The following is a 19825-nucleotide window of genomic DNA, read 5'->3' as shown; positions in this document are numbered from 1 at the left end:
CATAACCAAAGACAGGATTATTAGGAATGCTGTGAACCACGCGTTCGCGGCATCCGTTCGCATAAGTGGCTGAGATTGCGTATCCATTGCGTTCTCATAAACGAAGAGCGTGTTATCAACCACCCAGTGTTTGCGCTTCCAATCGTTGACGATAAGGACCTTCTTACATGGCTCCTCAGTCCACCCGCTTCTCCAGCAACGGCGCCAGATACTTCCCCGTAAAACTCCCCTTGGCCTTCGCGACCTTCTCCGGCGTGCCCTCGGCGACGATCTCGCCGCCCTTGACGCCGCCTTCCGGCCCCAGGTCGAGGACCCAGTCGGCGGTCTTGATGACGTCGAGATTGTGTTCGATCACGACGACCGTGTTGCCTTGCTCGACCAGCGCGTGGAGGACTTCCAGCAGCTTGCGCACGTCCTCGAAATGGAGGCCGGTGGTGGGTTCGTCTAGGATATACAGCGTGTTGCCGGTGGCGCGGCGCGAGAGTTCCTTGGCGAGCTTGACGCGTTGCGCTTCGCCGCCCGAGAGCGTCGTCGCCTGCTGGCCGACCTTGACGTAGCCGAGGCCGACCTCGACCAGCATCGCCATCTTATCGCGGATCGGGGGGACCGCCTTGAAGAACTCGGCGGCGTCCTCGACCGTCATGTCGAGCACGTCGGCGATCGAATGGCCCTTGAACTTCACCTCGAGCGTCTCGCGATTGTAGCGCGCGCCGTGGCAGACGTCGCAGGTGACGTAGACGTCGGGGAGGAAGTGCATCTCGATCTTTAGCACGCCGTCGCCCTGGCACGCCTCGCAGCGGCCGCCCTTGACGTTGAAGCTGAAGCGGCCGGGCTTGTAGCCGCGCGCCTGCGATTCCGGCAGGCCGGCGAACCAGTCGCGGATCTGCGTGAAGCTGCCGGTGTAGGTGGCGGGGTTGCTGCGCGGGGTGCGGCCGATCGGCGACTGGTCGATGTCGATGACCTTGTCGAGATACTGGAGGCCGGTGATCTTGTCGTGCTTGCCCTGGACGATGCGCGCGCCGTTCAGCTCGCGCGCGGCGGCGGCGTAGAGCGTGTCGATCGTGAAGCTCGACTTGCCCGAGCCGGAGACGCCGGTGATGCAGGTGAAGGTGCCGAGCGGCAGGCTGGCGGTGACGCCGCGCAAATTGTTGGCGACCGCGTTGTGGACGGTGAGCTTCTTGCCGTTGCCTTTCCGTCGCGTGGTTGGGACCGGCACCTCGCGCGTGCCGTTGAGATAGTCGGCGGTGATGCTGCCCTTCGACTTGAGGATCTGCTTCAGCGTGCCCTGCGCGACGACCTGGCCGCCGCGGACGCCGGCGCCGGGGCCCATGTCGATGATGTAGTCGGCGGTGCGGATCGCGTCCTCGTCATGCTCGACGACGAGCACGGTGTTGCCGAGATCGCGCAGACGGCGGAGCGTCTTGAGGAGCATGTCGTTGTCGCGCTGGTGCAGGCCGATCGAGGGCTCGTCGAGGACGTAGAGCACGCCGGACAGGCCGCTGCCGATCTGCGACGCGAGGCGGATGCGCTGGCTCTCGCCGCCGCTGAGCGTGCCGGAGGTGCGGTCGAGGTTGAGGTAGTCGAGGCCGACGTTGTTGAGGAAGCCCAGACGCTCGACGATCTCCTTGAGGATGCGTTCGGCGATCGCGTTCTGCTGGTCGCCGAGGTGCTGCGGCATGTCGGTGAAGAACTGGAGCGCGTCGACCACCGAGAGATGCGTGGCGTAGGAGATGTCCTTCATCGCGATCTTGACCGCGAGCGCTTCGGGTTTCAGGCGCGCGCCGCCGCAGACTTCGCAAGGGGCGGCGGACTGGTACTTGCTCAATTCCTCGCGCATCCAGGCGGAATCGGTCTGGAGCATGCGGCGGTTGAGGTTGCCGATGACGCCCTCGAACGGCTTGGAGACGTCGTATTTCTTCTTGCCGTCGATGAAGGTGAGCGTGACGGGCTTGCCCTTCGAGCCGTGCAGGATCGTGCTCTGGACCTCCGGCGGGAGGTCGGACCAGGGCGTCTCGATGTCGAACTTGAACTCGCGCGCGAGGCTGCCGAGGACCTGCATGTAATACGGGCTCGGCGGGTTGGATTTCGCCCAGGGGACGACCGCGCCCTTCTTGATGCTGAGCATGTGGTTGGGGACGACGAGGTCTTCGTCGAACAGCAGCTTCTCGCCGAGGCCGTCGCAGGCCGGGCATGCGCCTTGGGGAGCGTTGAACGAGAACAGGCGGGGCTCGATCTCGGAGATGGTGAAGCCGCTGACCGGGCAGGCGAACTTCTCGCTGAAGACGATGCGGCCGTCGGGGGCGTTGTTGCCGAGGATTTCGGACTTGGGGGTGTGCGGCTCGACCGGGTCGGCGGGGTCGACATAGGCAAGGCCGTCGGCGAGTTTCAGCGCGGTTTCGAAGCTTTCCGCGAGGCGCGTGGCGATCTCGCCACCCACGACGAGACGGTCGACGACGACTTCGATGTCGTGCTTGTACTTCTTGTCGAGCGCGGGGGCTTCGTCGATGTCGTGGATCGTGCCGTCGATGCGGACGCGCGCGAAGCCCGCCTTCTGCCACTCGGCGAGTTCCTTGCGGTACTCGCCCTTGCGGCCGCGGACGACGGGGGCGAGCAGGTACAGACGCGTGCCTTCGGGGAGCGCCATGACCCGGTCGACCATCTGCGACACGGTCTGCGCCGCAATGGGCTCGCCGGTGGCGGGCGAGTACGGGATACCGACGCGCGCCCAGAGGAGGCGCATATAGTCGTAGATTTCGGTGACGGTGGCGACGGTCGAGCGCGGGTTGCGCGACGTCGTCTTCTGCTCGATCGAGATCGCGGGCGAGAGGCCCTCGATGTGGTCGACGTCGGGCTTCTGCATCAGTTCGAGGAACTGGCGGGCGTAGGCGGACAGGCTCTCGACGTAGCGGCGTTGGCCCTCGGCGTAGATCGTGTCGAACGCCAGGCTCGACTTGCCCGAGCCCGAGAGGCCGGTGATCACCGTGAGCGTGTCGCGGGGGATGTCGATGTCGACGTCCTTGAGGTTGTGCTCGCGCGCGCCGCGTACGGAAATCTTTGTCAGCATGAGGCTGGTTCTACTTCTGTTCTGATCGGGAGACTAGTGGGAGAGATAGGAATGCATGAGGCCGGGTGCCAGTTCATCGGTGATGATCGATTGCGCGACCGATTGCGCGACGGGCGATCGAGGCGTCGACACGGCTTGCAACCGGGCGGCGGATTTTAGAGAACCGGCGAACGGGACGGGGTGCAAGGGGATGATGCGATGACGAGTATTTTCGGATGCCGCTGATGCTGGGGCTTGCCGCCGCCGCGGCGCTGGCCGAACCGACCGCGGCCGCGCCGCTGACACCGGCGAGCAAGTGGAACGTCGATTATGGCGCGACCGCCTGCATGCTCGGTCGCACCTATGGCACGGGCAAGGCGGAGACGATCCTTGCGCTGCGCCGGCTGCCACTGGCATCCACGCTCGAGCTGATGGTCTACACCAATGATCGTAGCGTGACGATGCGGTTGGGCCAGGCGAAGATCGGCATCGTCGGCGGGGGATCGGATGACAGCCGGTACGAGAGTTATCCGACCCAAGCCTCGGGCAAGCGGATGACTCGCATGCAGGTCGATGCCACGTTGTTCGAAACGCTGCCCGCCGATGCCGTGCTGCGCATCGCCCCGGACAAGATGCCGGGCTGGGCGTTCGCGATGCCAAGTGCGAAGGCCGCGTTCGAGGCCCTGGCCAAATGCAATGATTCGACGGCCAAGCAGTGGGGCATCGACCCGACCGAGCGCGCGAAGATCGCCCAGCCTGCCAAGGCGACGACGCGGCCCGAATACTGGATCGGGCCCGACGATTACCCGAGGACGATCGTCGGCAAGGGTGCGCAAGGGACCTCGACGGTCCTGTGGACGATCGGCCTCGACGGGCGGGTTGCGGATTGCCGGCCCGTGGTGACGAGCGGCGAGGTCGAACTCGACAAGGCGGCCTGTAGCGCGATCATGCGGCATGCGCGCTACACACCCGCGCTTGGCTTCGACGGCAAGCCGATGGTCAGCCACGCGACGCAAAAGGTGACGTGGCGATTGCCGGGCGCCTGGTCCGGCAACTGATCGACCATCACGGGTGGAGAGGCCAAGCCGCCGGGGTTGCACTCCGGTATCGGTGTATTATCTTGTTCGTACACACTGACGCGGAATGGCACAGAGGACGACATGGGCAAGAAGAAGGACGAGCGAAAGCGGCGCGAGCGCGAGGCCGAGATGGCGGCGGCTCAGGGGCACTCAAGTACTGGGCATGAGGGCCATGAGGGCCATGCGCATGACGCGCAGAAGCATGACGGGCATAACCATGAGGGCCGGAAGCATGAGGGTCGCAAGCATGACGGCGGGGCGCCGTTTGCGGGGATCGCTGCGACGATCGCGCGGCAGATGGGGACGCCGGTCGGACGGCAGATGATCGCGGCGGGGCTGATGGCCGCGGCGACGGCGATCTCGAAGCATGACGCGAAGTCGAGCGCTCGGCCGACGCCGCCTACGCCGCCGACGCCCCCTGCCCCGCCTTCCCCTGCCTCGTCCTCGGCACAGGCTGAGCCTGCAGCGTCGAAGGTCGAGCCGGACGTGGCGACGGAGTCGACCAAGCCGCAGGGTAATGGTCCGTTTGCCGGGGAGACGCGGGAGCCGCCGCGGGGCGAGGCGAACGCGCTGCCGCCGGAGTTCGCCAAGGTGCTGGACTCGGTTACGGTGGGGTTGGAGCGATTGTTCGTCGGGTTCGGCAAGCCGACCGCGAAGAAGGACCCGCCTGCCGCTTGAGTGTGCAGGGCCGCGACGCCGCGGGCGGCGTTTCGGCCCTTTCGGGGCGATCCAATACGCCCGGCTCAGGCTGCCTTTATGTAGATGGCAGGTTGGCGGCGGTCGCCCTTTGCGAGGTACATCGCGCGGTCGGCGGCGGCGATGAGGTCGACGATCGGGGTGTCGGATTCGCCCTCGACGACGCCGATGCTGACGCCGAGCGTGCCATGGGTCGACGTTCGCGGCGCCATGGTCTGCGCGAACCGGGTGGCGATGCGATTGCCGATCATGCTGGCCTGCTCGGTCGGCACATCGGGCAGCACGCAGACGAATTCGTCGCCGCCCCAGCGGACGAGGTAGCCTTGCCGGCCCAGGGCTTCTTGGGTGATCTCGGCGAAGGTGCGGAGCGCAGCGTCGCCGGCGGCGTGGCCTAGCGTGTCGTTGAGCGCCTTGAAGCGATCGAGATCCAGCATCATCAGCGTCAGGGTGCGCGGCGCAAGACGGCCCGTGAAGGTCTGCGCGATGCGGTCCAGTCCGGCGCGGTTGAACGCGCCGGTGAGCCAGTCGCGCTCCATCTGATCGAGCAGCAGGTTCTGGCCGCGCTCGGCCTGGAGGATCAGCAGCGAGAAGGCGCGGAAGATGATGAAGGCGATCTGCCCCGCCGCGAGCCATGCGCCGAAGTCATCATGACGGCCGGTCAGTTGCGTGCCGATGCGGTCGCCGTAAGCCAGCCAGGCGCGACCGAGGAACATCGGCACGGTGACCGCGAACAGCGCGGCGACGATCCAGCCGGTCTGTAGCGACTCCCGGCGTGCGAGACGGATGGCGACGATCACCACGACGAGGTCGAACCCGGCGCGGATGACGCTGAGATAGGCGACGCGGAGGTGGAAATGCGCCGGGTCGTGGGTGAACCACAGGGGCAGGCCGACGATCGCGGCGATCGCCAGCAGGGACGTCAGGCGCGCGTCGGGGCGGCTGAACTTCACGACCGCGCCGGCAATCAGCGCATAGCCCATCACCACCGCGGGGTTGCCGATGCTGGGCGCCCAGGGGAGACCGATCCGATCATTGAGCACCGCCATCAGCGCGCCGCACCCGGCGATCAGGTGGCCGGCGCCCCATAGCCCTGCCCACGACCCGAACCGACCGGTTGCCAGCGGGATGAGGTGGATGAACCCGGCGATCAGCAGGCCGAAGCCTGCGACGACGTAGAGAGTAGAGAGATCGAGTGCCACGGAGACCTGCTTGTTCGTTCGTTGCGCGGTTTAATAGGTTGGCTTTGCTAAGGATTGGTTCCGGTTGGGGGGGCGGGGGCGGAAGTTTCCGGGTTTTGGTTTTGGGTGGGTTGGGGGTGGCGCGACGAGGGGCCGGGTAGCGTCGAGGTGATGAGCGATGCGGAAGGCGGATGTGGTGGCTGTGCCAAGGATGTTTCCCCGCGAAGGCAGGGACCCAGACTGGGCTTTCGCCTTCGCGGGAGAACAAGAAGGCGGGCGGTATCGTTTGGGCGGGGTGGTTCTGACTTGACCGGCGTTGTCGGGCGTTGCCGGGCATTCGTGCACGCTATTCCGATTGCGCTCAGGTGTTGCGCTCCCTCCCCGCGTCATCCCGGCGGACGCCGGGACCCATGGTCGCGGGCCGGGTAGAGATGGGGGGATGTCACCGGGTTCGCCGTAACCGTGGGTCCCGGCGTTCGCCGGGATGACGGATGGGGTGTGTGGGTGGATGAGTTTGAGGGGGGCCGGAGCTTAGGGCTTGGACTGGGTGATGCGGTCAAGGACCTTGCAGATCGTCTGCTCGGGGTGGTCCACGCTGCCACTTGGTCGCGCCCCTCCCTTCTACCCTCCTACCCTCCTACCCTTCTACCCTCCTACCCCTCCCCCGTCATCCCGGCGGACGCCGGGACCCATGGTCGCGGACTGGATGGTGATGGGAGAATATCACTGGGTCCACCGTGACCGTGGGTCCCGGCGTTCGCCGGGATGACGGAAGGGGTGGGTTGGGTTTTGCGGGTGGACGGGGCGTGGGCGAACTGGCGAACTGGCGAACTGGCGAACTGGCGAACTCGGGCAACATCCATTCCCCGATCGAACTCAACCTTTGCCCCCCTGCCTGCGCCTTCGCCGCCCTCGCGCTGCACCTTCAACTCTCGCGCTGCAACGCAGAGAGGGCGCCGGTGGATTGCCACTGACGCCCTATCGATCTTACTTCGGATGTGAAGCCCTGCTTGGCCGGACAGGGGCAAAGCCCCTGTCGTCGGACGGCGCTGGAGCGCCGCCGGCCGGGCGAGCCCTTTCGATCCACATCTAGCACTTGCTAGATGTGGATGGGCTTGCCTTGCACCGCCATCGCGGCCTCCTTGATCGCCTCGGCATGCGTCGGATGCGCATGGCAGGTGTAGGCGATGTCCTCGCTGGTCGCGCCGAATTCCATCGCGATGGCAGCTTCGGCGATCAGCGTTCCCGCCAGCGAAGAAACGATCCAGACGCCGAGGACGCGGTCGGTCTTGGCGTCGGCGATGATCTTCACGAAGCCGTCGGTGTCGCGGTTGGTCTTGGCGCGGCTGTTCGCGGCGAACGGAAACTTGCCGACCTTGATGCCACCAGATTCGGCGGTCTTGTCGCGCGCCGCCTCTTCGGTGAGGCCGACGCCAGCGATCTCGGGCATCGTGTAGACGACGCTCGGGATGACGTCCTCGTTGACGATGCCGGTCTGGCCGGCGATGTTTTCCGCCACCGCGACGCCCTCGTCCTCGGCCTTGTGCGCCAGCATCAGGCCGGGGATGCAGTCGCCGATCGCCCAGACGCCGTCGACCTTCGTGCGGAACGAGTGGTCGGTTTCGATCTGGCCGCGCTTGTTGAGTTCGAGGCCGATGGCTTCGAGGTTGAGGCCGTCGACGTTCGCCTTGCGCCCGATCGAGACGAGCACCGCGTCGGCGGTCAGCGTCTCGGATGCGCCACCGGCGGCGGGCTCGACGGTCACGGTCGCGACGCCGTCAGTGACGGTGACGCCGGTGACCTTGGTCGAGAGCTTCAGCTCCATGCCCTGCTTCTTGAAGAGCTTGGCGGTCTCGCGGCGGACTTCGCCGTCGAAGCCGGGGAGGATCTGGTCGACGAACTCGACGACCGTGACCTTCGCGCCGAGACGACGCCAGACGCTGCCCAGTTCGAGGCCGATCACGCCGCCGCCGATGACGACCATGTGCTCGGGGACCTTGGGGATCTCGAGCGCGCCGGTGCTGTCGACGACGGTCTTCTGATCGACCGTGACGCCGGGGAGCGGCATGACCGACGAACCGGTGGCGATGACGATGTTCTTCGCGGTGACCTTCTGGCCGGCGATCTCGACGGTGTGCGCGTCCTGGAATGCGGCCTTGCCCTTGAGCCAGGTGACCTTGTTCTTCTTGAACAGGAATTCGACGCCGCCGGTCAGTTCCTTGACGGCCTTGGCCTTCTCGGCGTGCATCTGGTCGAGGTTCAGCGTGACGCCCTGGAAGTCGATGCCGAACTTCGTCATGTGGCCGCCCTTGGCCTCCTCGTAAATCTCGGAGGCGTGGAGCAGCGCCTTGGACGGGATGCAGCCGACGTTGAGGCAGGTGCCGCCGAGCGTCTCGCGCGATTCGGCACAGGCGGTGCGCAGGCCGAGCTGCGCTGCACGGATCGCCGCGACGTAACCGCCGGGGCCCGCACCGATCACGAGGACGTCATAGTCGTAGTCAGCCATTCTTCATCTCCGTCGTTCTCCTGCGAACGCAGGAGCCCAGGGTTACGGGAGGCGCCGCTTGTTACCCTGGACTCCTGCGTTCGCAGGAGAACGGGTTAGAAGAGCGTCTCGTACAAATCCTTCCAGTGCGGGTTGGTCTGTTCGATCAGGTCGATCTTCCAGGCCCGCTTCCATTTCTTCATCTGCAACTCGCGTTGCCGTGCAGATTGTATGTCGTCACTCGTCTCGAACCACACAAGGAGGATGCAGCCATGCGCCTTGGAGAAGCCGTCGATCAGGCGGTTGCGGTGTTGGTAGGCTCTGGCGAGCAGGTCGCTGGTGACGCCGAGGTAGAGCGTTCCGTTGCGGCTGCTCGCCATCAGGTAGACGAAACCGGGCGTCACGTTTTCCTGCGTACGCAGGAATCCAGGGTTACGGAGGGTGGTGTCCGTGACCCTGGGCTCCTGCGTTCGCAGGAGAACGAGGAGCCGTTTTGAGTCAGAGGTCGATCAGGATGCGCGTGGGATCTTCGATCGCGTTCTTGAGCGCCACCAGGAACGTCACGGCTTCGCGGCCGTCGATCAGGCGGTGGTCGTAGCTGAGCGCGAGGTACATCATCGGGCGGATGACGATCTGGCCGTTGACGACGACCGGGCGCTCCTCGATGCGGTGGAGGCCGAGCACGGCGGACTGCGGCGGGTTGATGATCGGGGTCGACATCAGCGAGCCGAACACGCCGCCGTTCGAGATCGTGAAGGTGCCGCCCTTCATCTCGTCCATCTTGAGCGCGCCTTCCTTGGCGCGCTTGCCGAAGTCGCCGATCGTCTTCTCGATCGTCGCGACCGACATCTGGTCGGCATCGCGGATGACGGGGACGACGAGGCCGCCCGGCGACGAGACCGCGACCGAGATGTCGGCGTAATCGTGATAGACGATGTCGTCGCCGTCGATCGATGCGTTGACCGAGGGGATGTCGCGCAGCGCCATCGTCGCGGCCTTCACGAAGAAGCCCATGAAGCCGAGGCGGACGCCGTGCTTCTTCTCGAACAGGTCCTTGTACTTGGCGCGCGCCTCGATCACCGCGGTCATGTCGACGTCGTTGAACGTCGTCAGCATGGCCGCCGTGTTCTGTGCTTCCTTGAGGCGCTTGGCGATCGTCTGGCGGAGGCGCGTCATGCGGACGCGCTCTTCGCCGCGACCCGAAGCGGCGGCGGGGGCTGCTGCCGGAGCGGGTGCTGCGGCGGGCGCAGGCGCCGGCTTGCTCGACGCGGCGGCGGTCACGTCTTCCTTGGTGATGCGACCGTCACGGCCGGTGCCCTTGACGGTGCCGGGATCGACGCCGTGCTCGAGTACCGCGCGGCGGACCGACGGGGAGAGCGCGGCGGGCGAGTCGCTGGTGCCGGCGCCGGGCTGGTCGCCGTAACCTGCGCCGGACTCGTCCTTGGCGGGAGCGGCTGGCGTTGCCGTCGCGGCGGGCGCAGGCGCAGGGGCCGAGGCAGCGGCGCCGTCACCGGAGTCGATCGTGGCGAGCATCGCGCCGACCTGCACGGTGTCACCGACGGCGACCGCGTGCTGGCCCATGACGCCGGCGACCGGCGACGGGACCTCGACCGAGACCTTGTCGGTCTCGAGGCTGGCGATCGGCTCGTCGACCGCGACGGGGTCGCCGGGCTGCTTCAGCCACTCGCCGAGGGTGGCTTCGGTGATCGATTCACCCAGGACGGGGACGGTGACTTCGGTTGCCATTTTCTCGTTTCCTCCACCCCGGCGTAGGCCGGGGTCCAGTTACGAAACGCTGAGTGGCCGGCGTTTCGCTCAATTACATCTACCATCCCAATTGGGCCCCGGCCTACGCCGGGGTGGTAGAAAAACTTAGTTTGCGCGGGTGCGGCGGATTTCGTCGCGGACGGAGTGGCCGAGCGCGTCGGCGACGAGCGCGCCCTGTTCGGCCTGGTGACGCTTCATCAGGCCGGTCGCGGGCGAGGCCGAGGCGTTGCGCCCAGCGTAGCGCGCGCGCTTCACGCGGGAGTCGACCGTTGCCAGCGCCTCCTCGATCAGCGGCTCGACGAAGAACCAGTAACCGTTGTTCTTCGGCTCTTCCTGCGCCCAGACGATCTCTTCCAGGTTCGGCATCCGTGCGACGCGCTCGGCGATCGGGTTGCCGGGGAAGGGATAGAGCTGTTCGACGCGGACGATCTGCGTGTCGGTGTCACCCGCCGCATCGCGTGCCTCGATCAGGTCGTACGCGACCTTGCCGGTGCACAGGACCAGACGCTTCGTGTCGACGTCGGCAGCCGGATTGGTATCCGACAACAGGCGGCGGAAGTGGCTGTCGCCCTGGAAATCCTCGGCGTTCGAGACCGCTAGCTTGTGACGGAGCAACGACTTCGGCGTCATCACGATCAACGGCTTGCGGAAGTTGCGGTGCATCTGCCGGCGAAGCAGGTGGAAATAGTTCGCCGGGCTGGTGCAGTTCGCGACCTGGATGTTGTCGTCGGCGCACGACTGGAGGAAGCGCTCGGGACGTGCCGAGCTATGCTCCGGCCCCTGCCCTTCATAGCCGTGCGGCAGCAGCATCACGAGACCGTTGGCGCGAAGCCACTTCGACTCGCCGGACGTGATGAACTGATCGATCATGATCTGCGCGCCGTTGACGAAATCGCCGAACTGCGCCTCCCAGAGGACCAAGGTCTTCGGGTCGGCGAGCGCATAGCCATATTCGAACCCGAGCACGCCATATTCGCTGAGCGGGCTGTCGAGCACCTCGAAGCGGCCGTGCTCGATCTCCTGCAACGGCACGTACTTGTGCTCGTCGGTCTGGTCGACCCAGACGGCATGACGCTGCGAGAAGGTGCCGCGACCCGAATCCTGGCCGGACAGACGGACGCCGTACCCTTCCGAGAGCAGGCCGCCGAACGCGAGTGCCTCGCCGGTCGCCCAGTCGAAGCCCTTGCCCGACTTGAACATCTCGCGCTTGGCATCGATCACGCGGTTGAGCGTCTTGTGGATCTTCACGCTCTCCGGGATCGTCGTCAGCGTGCGGCCAAGCGAGTCGAACAGCTTCGTGCTGAGACCCGTCTCGACGTTGCGGCGTGCCGACGCGCCGTCAGTCGGCGCGCTGAGGCCAGTCCAGCGACCGCCGAACCAGTCCGCCTTGTTCGGCTTGTACGACGACCCGGCTTCGAACTCACCCTCGAGGCGGAGCGTGAACTGCTTCACGTTCTCGTCGATCCAGGGCTGGTCGATCACGCCTTCCTTGATCAGGCGATCGCCGTACACCGACGACACGCCGGGGTGCTTGCGGATGATGTCGTACATCAGCGGCTGCGTGAAGGACGGCTCGTCGCCCTCGTTGTGGCCGAAGCGGCGATAGCACCACATGTCGATGACGATGTCGCGATGGAACTTCTGGCGGAATTCCATCGCCATCTTGGTGGCGAAGGTGACCGCCTCGGGATCGTCGCCGTTGACGTGGAAGACCGGCGCCTGGACGCCCTTGGCGACATCCGACGGGTAGGGCGACGAGCGCGCGAACTGCGGCGAGGTCGTGAAGCCGACCTGGTTGTTGATGATGAAGTGGACGCAGCCGCCAGTGTTGTAGCCGCGGATGCCCGAGAAGCCGAGGCACTCCCAGACGATCCCCTGCCCTGCGAACGCGGCGTCGCCGTGGATCAGCACGGGCAGGCTGGCGACATGGTCCTTGAGGTCGTTGTTGAGCGTCTGGATCGCGCGGGTCTTGCCGAGCACGACGGGGTCGGCGGCTTCGAGATGCGACGGGTTGGCGACGAGGCTCATGTGAACCTTGTGGCCGTCGAACTCGCGATCGGTGCTGGTGCCGAGGTGATACTTCACGTCGCCCGAACCGCCGATGTCGTCCGGGTTGGCCGAACCGCCGGCGAATTCGTGGAAGATCACGCGCAACGGCTTGGCCATCACGTTCGCCAGCACGTTGAGGCGACCGCGATGCGCCATGCCGATGACGAGCTCGCGCACGCCCATCTGGCCGCCATATTTGATGACGCTCTCAAGCGCGGGGATCATCGATTCGCCGCCGTCGAGCCCGAAGCGCTTCGTGCCGACATACTTCTTGCCGAGGAATTTCTCCCACTGCTCGGCCTCGATCACCTTGGTGAGGATCGCCTTCTTGCCGTCGATGGAGAATTCGATCGCCTTGTCCTGGCCCTCCATGCGCTCCTGGAGGAAGCGGCGCTCCTCGACGTCGGAGATGTGCATGTATTCGAGGCCGACATTGCCGCAATAGTTCTTGCGCAACGTGTCGACGAGTTCGCGGATCGAGACCCATTCGAAGCCCATCGTGCCGCCGAGATAGACCTTCCGGTCGATGTCGGCGTCGGAGAAGCCGTGATATTCGGTCTTCAGATCCTCGGGCATCTCGCGCTTGGAGAGGCCGAGCGGATCGAGGTTCGCGGCGAGATGGCCACGGACGCGGTAGGTGCGGACGAGCAGCTGCGCGCGGATCGCGTCGGCGGCGGCCTTGGCGATCTCTTCCTTCGAGACGGGCGCGGGTGCCGCTGCGGCGGGGGCTGGCTTGCCGCCCTTTGCTGGCTTGGGCGCGGGCTCCATCTGGGTCGGATCGAGCGCTGCGGTCAGGTCGTCCGTCGTGGTGAGCGGCCAGCGAGCGCTCTCCCAGCTCGGGCCCTGCGCGGAGCCTTCGAGACCCTCGAAGAACGCGCGCCAACCGGATTCGACCGAGGCCGGGTCCGCGTTGAACTTGGCGTAGAGCGTCTCCACGAACGCCGGGCTGACGCCGGCTGCGATATCGCTGAAATCCTGGCCTTCGTAGCCCATCACAACCGTCCTCTTTGTGTCCCCGCGAAGGCGGGGACCCAGACTGGGCCCCCGCCTTCGCGGGGGAACAATCTTACTCTAACTTAACCCTTCAACACGCTCAGCAGCGTCTCGCCGAGCAGGCTGGGGCTTTCCGAGACCTTGATCCCGGCAGCTTCCATCGCCGCGATCTTGCTCTCCGCGTCGCCCTTGCCGCCCGACACGATCGCGCCGGCATGGCCCATGCGGCGGCCCGGAGGCGCCGTACGGCCGGCGATGAAGCCTGCCATCGGCTTCGACCGACCGCGCTTGGCTTCGTCGCGGAGGAACTGTGCCGCCTGCTCCTCGGCGTCGCCGCCGATTTCGCCGATCATGATGATCGACTGGGTCTCGTCGTCGGCGAGGAACAGCTCGAGCACGTCGATGAAGTTCGTGCCGTTGACCGGATCGCCACCGATGCCGACCGCGGTCGTCTGACCAAGGCCTGCGTTCGACGTCTGGAAGACCGCCTCATAGGTAAGCGTGCCTGAACGACTGACAACGCCGACCGAGCCCTTCTTGAAGATCGAGCCGGGCATGATGCCGATCTTGCACTCGCCGGGGGTCAGCACGCCGGGGCAGTTCGGGCCGATGAGGCGCGACTTGGAGCCCGACAGCGCGCGCTTGACCTTGACCATGTCGAGCACGGGGATGCCCTCGGTGATCGCGACGATCAGCTCGATCTCGGCGTCGATCGCCTCGAGGATCGAATCGGCGGCGAAGGGGGGCGGCACGTAGATGACCGACGCGGTCGCGCCGGTCATCGCCTTGGCTTCGGCGACGGTGTTGTAGACGGGGAGGTCGAGGTGGGTCGTGCCGCCCTTGCCGGGCGTGACGCCGCCGACCATCTGCGTGCCGTATTCCAGCGCCATCTTGGTGTGGAAACTGCCGGTTTCCCCGGTCATGCCCTGAGTGATGACCTTGGTGTTCTTGTCGACGAGGATGCTCATTCTATCTCCAGTCCGGTCCGCCCCGGCGAAGGCCGGGGTCCAGTTGGGAAGGCGGTCATGGTAACGCGATACGATCGTACAGGTCATCCCAAGCAGGATTGAACCCTTCGATCTCACGCACTTTCCAGGCCCGCTTCCACTCCTTCATTTGCAGCTCGCGCTGCCGTGCCGCTTCCCATTCACCGCAGGCCTCGTACCAGACGAGGATCTTGCAGCCATAACGCTTGGTGAAACCGCCGAAACCGTTGCGGTGCTCCCACACACGCTTCGGCAGGTTTACGGTCGAACCGAGGTAGATCGCACCGTTGGGGAAGTTGGCCATGATGTAGACGAACGCTTGTTCTCCCATCATTTCGGCTTTCCCAACTGGACCCCGGCCTTCGCCGGGGTGGTGGTTACTCCTTTTGGTTCGTCACCTCACCTCAAATCAATTCAGCGAACCATCGATACCCTTGCAGGCGACGATCAGCTCCTTGACCGCATCGACCGACACGGTGAGGTTCTGCTTGGCCTCATCATCAAGCTTGATCTCGACGATCTTCTCGACGCCGCCAGCACCGATCACCACCGGCACGCCGACGTACAGATCGGTAAGCCCGTACTCGCCCGACACATACGCCGCCGCCGGCAGCACGCGCTTCTGGTCGTACAGATACGCCTCGGCCATCGCGATGCCGCTGGTCGCCGGCGCGTAATAGGCCGAGCCGGTCTTCAGCAGTGCGACGATCTCGCCGCCGCCGCCGCGCGTGCGCTTGACGATCGCGTCGATCTTTTCCTGGCTCGACATGCCCATCGCGATGAGATCGGGCACCGGGATGCCCGACACCGTCGAGTAGCTGATGACCGGGACCATCGTGTCGCCGTGGCCGCCGAGCACGAAGCTGGTGACGTCCTTGACCGAAACCTTGAACTCGTCGGCGAGGAAGTGGCTGAAGCGCGCCGAGTCGAGCACGCCGGCCATGCCGACGACCATGTGGTGCGGCAGCCCCGAGAACTCACGGAGTGCCCAAACCATCGCGTCGAGCGGGTTGGTGATGCAGATCACGAATGCGTTCGGGGCGTTATTCTTGATGCCCTCGCCGACGGCCTTCATGACCTTGAGGTTGATGCCGAGCAGGTCGTCGCGGCTCATGCCGGGCTTGCGTGCCACGCCTGCCGTCACAATGATGACGTCCGCGCCGGCGATGTCGGCGTAATCGTTCGAGCCGGTGATCTGCGAGTCGAAGCCTTCGACCGGGCCGCACTGCGACAGGTCGAGCGCCTTGCCCTGGGGGATGCCCTCGGCGACGTCGAACAGGACGATATCGCCAAGGCCCTTGAGTGCTGCGAGGTGCGCGAGCGTACCGCCGATGTTACCGGCGCCGATCAGCGCGATCTTCTTGCGAGCCATTCCAATCCGTCTCCGTCTGATGTGCGGGGTGATTGGTGACGCCGGTTACGCGCATTATCCCGCTACGGCAACCGCTAAAAGGACAAAAGCGGGTTGTTATTGCAACTAGTTCGCATGTGCAATAAGCCTAGAGATGGCCTTCGGCGAGATAATCCTCGGAGCGCATCTCTTCGAGGCGGCTTATCGTGCGGTCGAATTCGAACCTGCCATCGCCGCTTTCGTAGAGGTCGCCGGGTTGCGCATCGGCGGCGGCGAGGAGCTTCACCTTGTGCTCGTACAGCGCGTCGATCAGCGCGACGAAGCGCGCCGCCTCATTGCGGTTCTCGGGGCCGAGCTTGGGGATGCCGACGAGGATGACGGTGTGGAATTTCCGCGCGATGGCGAGGTAGTCGGCCACGCCGCGGGCTTCTCCGCACAACTTCTTGAAGCTGAACACCGCGACGCCCTTGAGCGACTTGGGCACCCGGAGCGTGCGGCCCTGGACGATCAGGTCTTCGGCGGGGACGTGCTCGCTGTCGTCGGTCGAGAAGTCGGTGAGGCGGAAGAATGCGGCGGAGAGTTGCGCGGTCGCCTCGGGGCCGTTGGGGACGAGCCATGTGTCCTGGCTACCGAGCCGGTCGCGGCGATAGTCGACCGGGCCGTTGAGCGGGAGCACGTCGAGGCGGTGCTCGATGGTCGCGATGAAGGGCAGGAAATGCTCGCGGTTGAGGCCGTTCTTGTAGAGATCGGCGGGCGGGCGGTTCGAGGTCGTCACGATCGTCACGCCGGAATCGAGCAGCGAGGTCACCAGCCGCGACAGGATCATCGCGTCGGGGCTGTTGGTGACCATCATCTCGTCGAACGCGAGCAGGCGGGTTTCGTCGGCGATCGCGGTGGCGACGGGGACGATCGGGTCGCCGACTTCCTTGCGGCGCTCGGCGGCAATGCGCGCGTGGACCTCGAGCATGAACTCGCCGAAATGCACGCGGCGCTTCTTCTCGACGGGCGCGTTGGCGAAGAACAGGTCCATCAGCATAGACTTGCCGCGGCCGACACCGCCCCAGAGGTAGACGCCGCGGGGGTCTGGTTTCTTGGAGAAGCGGGCGAAGAAGCCGGTGGATTTGGGGGTGGCGAGTTCGGTGGCGAGAGTGTTGAGGCGCGCGGCGGCGGCGGCCTGTTCGGGGTCGGGGCGGAGTTCGCCTGAAGCTACGAGTGCCTCATAGGCTTTGAGTACCGTCATTTCCGTTCCCCCGCGCAGGCGGGGGCCCAGGCCCCCAGGCGTTGTGTATCTGACTCCTGGACTCCCGCGTGCGCGGGAGAACAGCAAGATGCCGGTGCTATCTGGCAGTCGGCTTGCGGATCGTGGCCGAGAAGGCGGCGATCTTCGTTTCGTCGCCCCCTTGCACCACGAGGCCCCGGAGGAACAAGAGGCGGCCGGTTTCCTTGAGGACCTCTACCTGCGCCTCGATCGGCTCGCCGATGCGACCGCCGCCGATGAACTGTGTGTTGAGATCGAGCGTGACCGCGGTGCCGGCGGTGATCAGACCGAAGCCTCTTGCGGCTGCGAACAGCGCGACGTCGATGAACGCGAGGAGCGCGCCGCCATGGACGTTGTTCTGGAGGTTGGAGTGGCGATGCTCGGGGGTGATGCGGACGCGGACGGTGTGGCCGTCGACGCGGTAGAGCATGGGGCCGAGGAGCGTGTTGAAGCGGGTGGGGTCGGAGAGCGACCAGCTGCGCCAGCCTGGGTTGGCTGGGTCTTCGGCTTCTACGAAATGCGGCTTGTCAGTCATAAATTCCGTTCGTCCCGAGTAGGCATCGAGCTTGTCGAGATGGCGTATCGAAGGACATGTACCTCGATACGAGCTCTCGACTACGCTCGATCTCTACTCGGCACGAACGGGGTGGAGGGAAGGCAGGTCTTACCCCCCCCCCAAAGTCGGGAAAGGTAACGCCCCTCCCCCAACCGAAGGGATCAGACGATCCGTTCGGCTTCCATCTTCTTGATCTCGGCGATCGCCTTGGCGGGGTTGAGCCCCTTGGGGCAGGCGTTCGCGCAGTTCATGATGGTGTGGCAGCGGTACAGGCGGAACGGATCTTCGAGTTCGTCGAGGCGCTCGCCGGTCATCTCGTCGCGGCTGTCGGCGAGCCAGCGATAGGCCTGCAACAGGATCGCCGGCCCCAGGAACTTGTCGGCGTTCCACCAATAGCTCGGGCACGAGGTCGAGCAGCAGGCGCACAGGATGCACTCGTAGAGGCCGTCGAGCTTCGAGCGGTCTTCCGGCGACTGGAGGCGCTCCTTGCCCGAGGGCGGCGGGGTGACGGTCTGCAGCCACGGCTTGATCGACGAGTACTGCGCGTAGAAATGCGTGAAGTCGGGAACGAGGTCCTTGATCACGTCCATGTGCGGCAGCGGCGTGATCTGGACCTCGCCCTTGCAATCCTCGATCGCGGTGGTGCAAGCGAGGCCGTTCTTACCGTTGATGTTCATCGAGCACGAGCCGCAGATGCCCTCGCGGCACGAGCGACGGAAGGTGAGCGAGGAATCCTGCTCGCTCTTCATCTTGATCAGCGCGTCGAGCACCATCGGGCCGGTATCGTCGAGATCGAGCGCAAACGTATCATAGCGCGGGTTCTCGCCGCTGTCGGGATCGTAGCGGTAGACCTTGAACGATTTGAGACGCTTACCCCCGCTGGTCGAGGCGTGCTTGACGCCCTTCTTGACGACGCTGTTTTTCGGGAGCGAGAATTCGGCCATTGCGAGCGGTCCGTCCGTGGTGTGATTATAGGTTGTCAGAGCCGATACATGACAGGGGCTCTCCCCGCAAATCCTTAGCTTCGCGGGTGCAACATGCGTCACACCCGCTCTCGCGTCGCCTGCGCGTGCCGGGTCAGATGATGTCGAGAATCAGGCCGAGGTCGCGGGCTTCCTCGGCCTCGATGTACCAGTTGGAGGGGGCCTTCTTCTTCAATTCCTCGAGCGACACCTTCGAGCCCTCGACGATTGCGCGAAAACCTTCCTCCTGGATGTTGATCGAGTCCTCGATCTCGTGGAGCTTCGCCTTGAGCGTGTAGGACAGCGTGTTGAGCGGGCCGTTGAGCTCGATCGTGCTCTGCATCTGGCGCTCGTGGATCATGATGCGGCTGTTGCGGGTGAGGAAACGGCTGTCGACCGGGAAGGCGGACATGAAGGTCGCGCCGGCGGAATAGACCGCGACCTTGCCGAGGAAGAGCGTCTCGCGGCCGGTGTATTCGCGGAGCAGGCGGATGTTGTCGCCCATCGCGCGGGCGACTTCGGGGTCGCCGCCGAGCGTGGTGATCGAGACGACCAGCGGGCCTTCGGTGGGCGCGGCGACGAGTTGCGACTTGAAATTGTCGTACATTGCGTCGTCGACGGGGCCGTGGAGGTGGATGTGGGGGGCGGCCAGCAGTGGGTAGTTGCGGGCGTTCGAAGCGGGGGATGTGTCGGTCATGCCGCGGCAAACTTTTGCGGGGGCGGTGGGTTCCGGATGGGTTGCGGCATATCAACATTTCGGCGCACTTGTTCAAACATTGTTAGTACAGTTCTGCGGTGGTATCTTCGTGGTGAAGAGGAACTGAAGATGCGGACGTCGTTGCGGAAGATGGGCAACTCCACGGGGATGATCGTGCCCCGATCGATCCTGGGGGCGATCGGCGCCACGACCGGGGCGGCAATGGATTTGCGCGTCGAGGATGGAAAGCTGATCGTGACGCCCGCCGAACGCGTCGCGCGCGATGGTTGGGCGGAGGCTGCGGCTGGGCTTGTGGCGACCGGTGAGGAACTGGAGTGGCTTGGACTTAGTGTTGCCGACGACGCGAAGCTGACGTGGTGACCTGCGCGTGAAGCGCGGTGAGATCTGGCTCGCTGCGCTCGATCCTACGGTCGGGAGCGAGATCCAGAAGACGCGGCCTTGCCTGGTCGTTTCGCCGGACGAGATGAACGATCATCTGCGGACCGCGATCGTCGCGCCGTTGACGACGGGGAGCCATCCGGCGCCGTTTCGGGTCGCCGTGACGTTCAAGGGGACGAGCGGGCTGGTGTTGCCGGACCAGATGCGGACGATCGATCGGGGGCGGTTGATCAAGCGGATGGGGCGGATCGATGCGCGGACGCTTCGCGCGGTGCTAGATGTTTTGGGGGAGATGTTTGCGGTCTGAAGTGTCCACGCCCGTTCTC

General features: G+C 65.3%; 17 protein-coding genes. 4 read left to right on the top strand and 13 right to left on the bottom strand.

Annotated elements, in window-relative coordinates; genetic code table 11:
- Positions 1 to 175 precede the first annotated feature (175 nt).
- Complete coding sequence (gene uvrA, locus C8J25_RS02195; RefSeq protein WP_107952069.1) at positions 176 to 3064, bottom strand: excinuclease ABC subunit UvrA; 2889 nt, start codon at positions 3062 to 3064, stop codon at positions 176 to 178.
- Between the two features lie 215 nt (positions 3065 to 3279).
- Between uvrA and C8J25_RS02190 the strand changes: the two genes are divergently transcribed.
- Both C8J25_RS02190 and C8J25_RS02185 read left to right on the top strand, forming a co-directional pair.
- Positions 3280 to 4101, top strand: a complete 822-nt coding sequence (locus C8J25_RS02190) for an energy transducer TonB (protein ID WP_107952068.1) — start codon at positions 3280 to 3282, stop codon at positions 4099 to 4101.
- A 102-nt stretch (positions 4102 to 4203) separates the two neighbouring features.
- Entirely contained in the window at positions 4204 to 4800 is a 597-nt protein-coding gene (locus C8J25_RS02185) for a hypothetical protein (RefSeq protein ID WP_107952067.1), read from the top strand.
- Between the two features lie 65 nt (positions 4801 to 4865).
- On the opposite strand, the gene C8J25_RS02180 is transcribed toward C8J25_RS02185, so the two are convergent.
- The 12 genes from C8J25_RS02180 to C8J25_RS02125 all read right to left on the bottom strand — a co-directional run bounded on the left by C8J25_RS02180 (position 4866) and on the right by C8J25_RS02125 (position 19100).
- The gene (locus C8J25_RS02180; RefSeq protein ID WP_107952066.1) at positions 4866 to 6017 is read right to left on the bottom strand and encodes a GGDEF domain-containing protein; all 1152 of its coding nucleotides are present in this window, start codon (positions 6015 to 6017) and stop codon (positions 4866 to 4868) included.
- Positions 6018 to 7095: 1078 nt separating this feature from the next.
- Positions 7096 to 8502 (bottom strand): dihydrolipoyl dehydrogenase, encoded by a 1407-nt coding sequence (gene lpdA, locus C8J25_RS02175; protein WP_107952065.1) that lies wholly within the window; start codon positions 8500 to 8502, stop codon positions 7096 to 7098.
- A 95-nt stretch (positions 8503 to 8597) separates the two neighbouring features.
- Positions 8598 to 8885, bottom strand: a complete 288-nt coding sequence (locus C8J25_RS02170; protein WP_279628711.1) for a GIY-YIG nuclease family protein — start codon at positions 8883 to 8885, stop codon at positions 8598 to 8600.
- A 94-nt stretch (positions 8886 to 8979) separates the two neighbouring features.
- Complete coding sequence (gene odhB, locus C8J25_RS02165; protein ID WP_107952064.1) at positions 8980 to 10227, bottom strand: 2-oxoglutarate dehydrogenase complex dihydrolipoyllysine-residue succinyltransferase; 1248 nt, start codon at positions 10225 to 10227, stop codon at positions 8980 to 8982.
- A 126-nt stretch (positions 10228 to 10353) separates the two neighbouring features.
- The gene (locus C8J25_RS02160; RefSeq protein WP_107952063.1) at positions 10354 to 13290 is read right to left on the bottom strand and encodes a 2-oxoglutarate dehydrogenase E1 component; all 2937 of its coding nucleotides are present in this window, start codon (positions 13288 to 13290) and stop codon (positions 10354 to 10356) included.
- 83 nt (positions 13291 to 13373) lie between these two features.
- Positions 13374 to 14258 (bottom strand): succinate--CoA ligase subunit alpha, encoded by an 885-nt coding sequence (gene sucD, locus C8J25_RS02155; RefSeq protein WP_056047458.1) that lies wholly within the window; start codon positions 14256 to 14258, stop codon positions 13374 to 13376.
- Between the two features lie 55 nt (positions 14259 to 14313).
- Positions 14314 to 14610 (bottom strand): GIY-YIG nuclease family protein, encoded by a 297-nt coding sequence (locus C8J25_RS02150; protein ID WP_341871516.1) that lies wholly within the window; start codon positions 14608 to 14610, stop codon positions 14314 to 14316.
- Positions 14611 to 14685: 75 nt separating this feature from the next.
- Positions 14686 to 15648 carry a malate dehydrogenase gene (gene mdh / locus C8J25_RS02145; protein WP_107952062.1) on the bottom strand — a complete coding sequence of 321 codons (963 nt, stop codon included), beginning with the start codon at positions 15646 to 15648 and terminating at the stop codon, positions 14686 to 14688.
- Positions 15649 to 15775: 127 nt separating this feature from the next.
- The gene (gene zapE / locus C8J25_RS02140; protein WP_107952061.1) at positions 15776 to 16867 is read right to left on the bottom strand and encodes a cell division protein ZapE; all 1092 of its coding nucleotides are present in this window, start codon (positions 16865 to 16867) and stop codon (positions 15776 to 15778) included.
- 97 nt (positions 16868 to 16964) lie between these two features.
- A complete protein-coding gene (locus C8J25_RS02135; RefSeq protein WP_107952060.1) occupies positions 16965 to 17420 on the bottom strand; it encodes a PaaI family thioesterase in 456 nt (151 codons plus the stop codon).
- A gap of 182 nt (positions 17421 to 17602) precedes the next feature.
- Positions 17603 to 18385: a succinate dehydrogenase iron-sulfur subunit gene (locus C8J25_RS02130; protein ID WP_107952059.1), complete on the bottom strand. Its 783-nt coding sequence runs from the start codon at positions 18383 to 18385 to the stop codon at positions 17603 to 17605.
- 133 nt (positions 18386 to 18518) lie between these two features.
- A complete protein-coding gene (locus C8J25_RS02125) occupies positions 18519 to 19100 on the bottom strand; it encodes a ClpP family protease (RefSeq protein ID WP_107952058.1) in 582 nt (193 codons plus the stop codon).
- A gap of 129 nt (positions 19101 to 19229) precedes the next feature.
- On the opposite strand from C8J25_RS02125, the gene C8J25_RS02120 reads away from it, so the two are divergent.
- Positions 19230 to 19481, top strand: coding sequence for an AbrB/MazE/SpoVT family DNA-binding domain-containing protein (locus C8J25_RS02120; RefSeq protein ID WP_107952057.1), 252 nt, complete (start codon positions 19230 to 19232; stop codon positions 19479 to 19481).
- Positions 19482 to 19488: 7 nt separating this feature from the next.
- Positions 19489 to 19806, top strand: a complete 318-nt coding sequence (locus C8J25_RS02115; protein WP_107952056.1) for a type II toxin-antitoxin system PemK/MazF family toxin — start codon at positions 19489 to 19491, stop codon at positions 19804 to 19806.
- Positions 19807 to 19825 lie beyond the last annotated feature (19 nt).

It is taken from the genome of Sphingomonas faeni (genome assembly GCF_003053745.1).
GTDB classification, from domain to species: domain Bacteria; phylum Pseudomonadota; class Alphaproteobacteria; order Sphingomonadales; family Sphingomonadaceae; genus Sphingomonas; species Sphingomonas faeni.
This window is presented reverse-complemented; position numbering and strand designations above follow the sequence as displayed.

Excerpts from the sequence above, each read along its gene's own strand:
- C8J25_RS02125 (WP_107952058.1), bottom strand. The coding sequence starts at position 19,100 with ATGACCGACACATCCCCCGCTTCGAACGCCCGCAACTACCCACTGCTG.
- uvrA (WP_107952069.1), bottom strand. The coding sequence starts at position 3,064 with ATGCTGACAAAGATTTCCGTACGCGGCGCGCGCGAGCACAACCTCAAG.
- sucD (WP_056047458.1), bottom strand. The coding sequence starts at position 14,258 with ATGAGCATCCTCGTCGACAAGAACACCAAGGTCATCACTCAGGGCATG.
- zapE (WP_107952061.1), bottom strand. The coding sequence starts at position 16,867 with ATGACGGTACTCAAAGCCTATGAGGCACTCGTAGCTTCAGGCGAACTC.
- C8J25_RS02150 (WP_341871516.1), bottom strand. The coding sequence starts at position 14,610 with ATGATGGGAGAACAAGCGTTCGTCTACATCATGGCCAACTTCCCCAAC.
- C8J25_RS02160 (WP_107952063.1), bottom strand. The coding sequence starts at position 13,290 with ATGGGCTACGAAGGCCAGGATTTCAGCGATATCGCAGCCGGCGTCAGC.
- C8J25_RS02120 (WP_107952057.1), top strand. The coding sequence starts at position 19,230 with ATGCGGACGTCGTTGCGGAAGATGGGCAACTCCACGGGGATGATCGTG.
- C8J25_RS02185 (WP_107952067.1), top strand. The coding sequence starts at position 4,204 with ATGGGCAAGAAGAAGGACGAGCGAAAGCGGCGCGAGCGCGAGGCCGAG.
- C8J25_RS02130 (WP_107952059.1), bottom strand. The coding sequence starts at position 18,385 with ATGGCCGAATTCTCGCTCCCGAAAAACAGCGTCGTCAAGAAGGGCGTC.
- mdh (WP_107952062.1), bottom strand. The coding sequence starts at position 15,648 with ATGGCTCGCAAGAAGATCGCGCTGATCGGCGCCGGTAACATCGGCGGT.
- C8J25_RS02135 (WP_107952060.1), bottom strand. The coding sequence starts at position 17,420 with ATGACTGACAAGCCGCATTTCGTAGAAGCCGAAGACCCAGCCAACCCA.
- C8J25_RS02190 (WP_107952068.1), top strand. The coding sequence starts at position 3,280 with ATGCCGCTGATGCTGGGGCTTGCCGCCGCCGCGGCGCTGGCCGAACCG.
- lpdA (WP_107952065.1), bottom strand. The coding sequence starts at position 8,502 with ATGGCTGACTACGACTATGACGTCCTCGTGATCGGTGCGGGCCCCGGC.
- odhB (WP_107952064.1), bottom strand. The coding sequence starts at position 10,227 with ATGGCAACCGAAGTCACCGTCCCCGTCCTGGGTGAATCGATCACCGAA.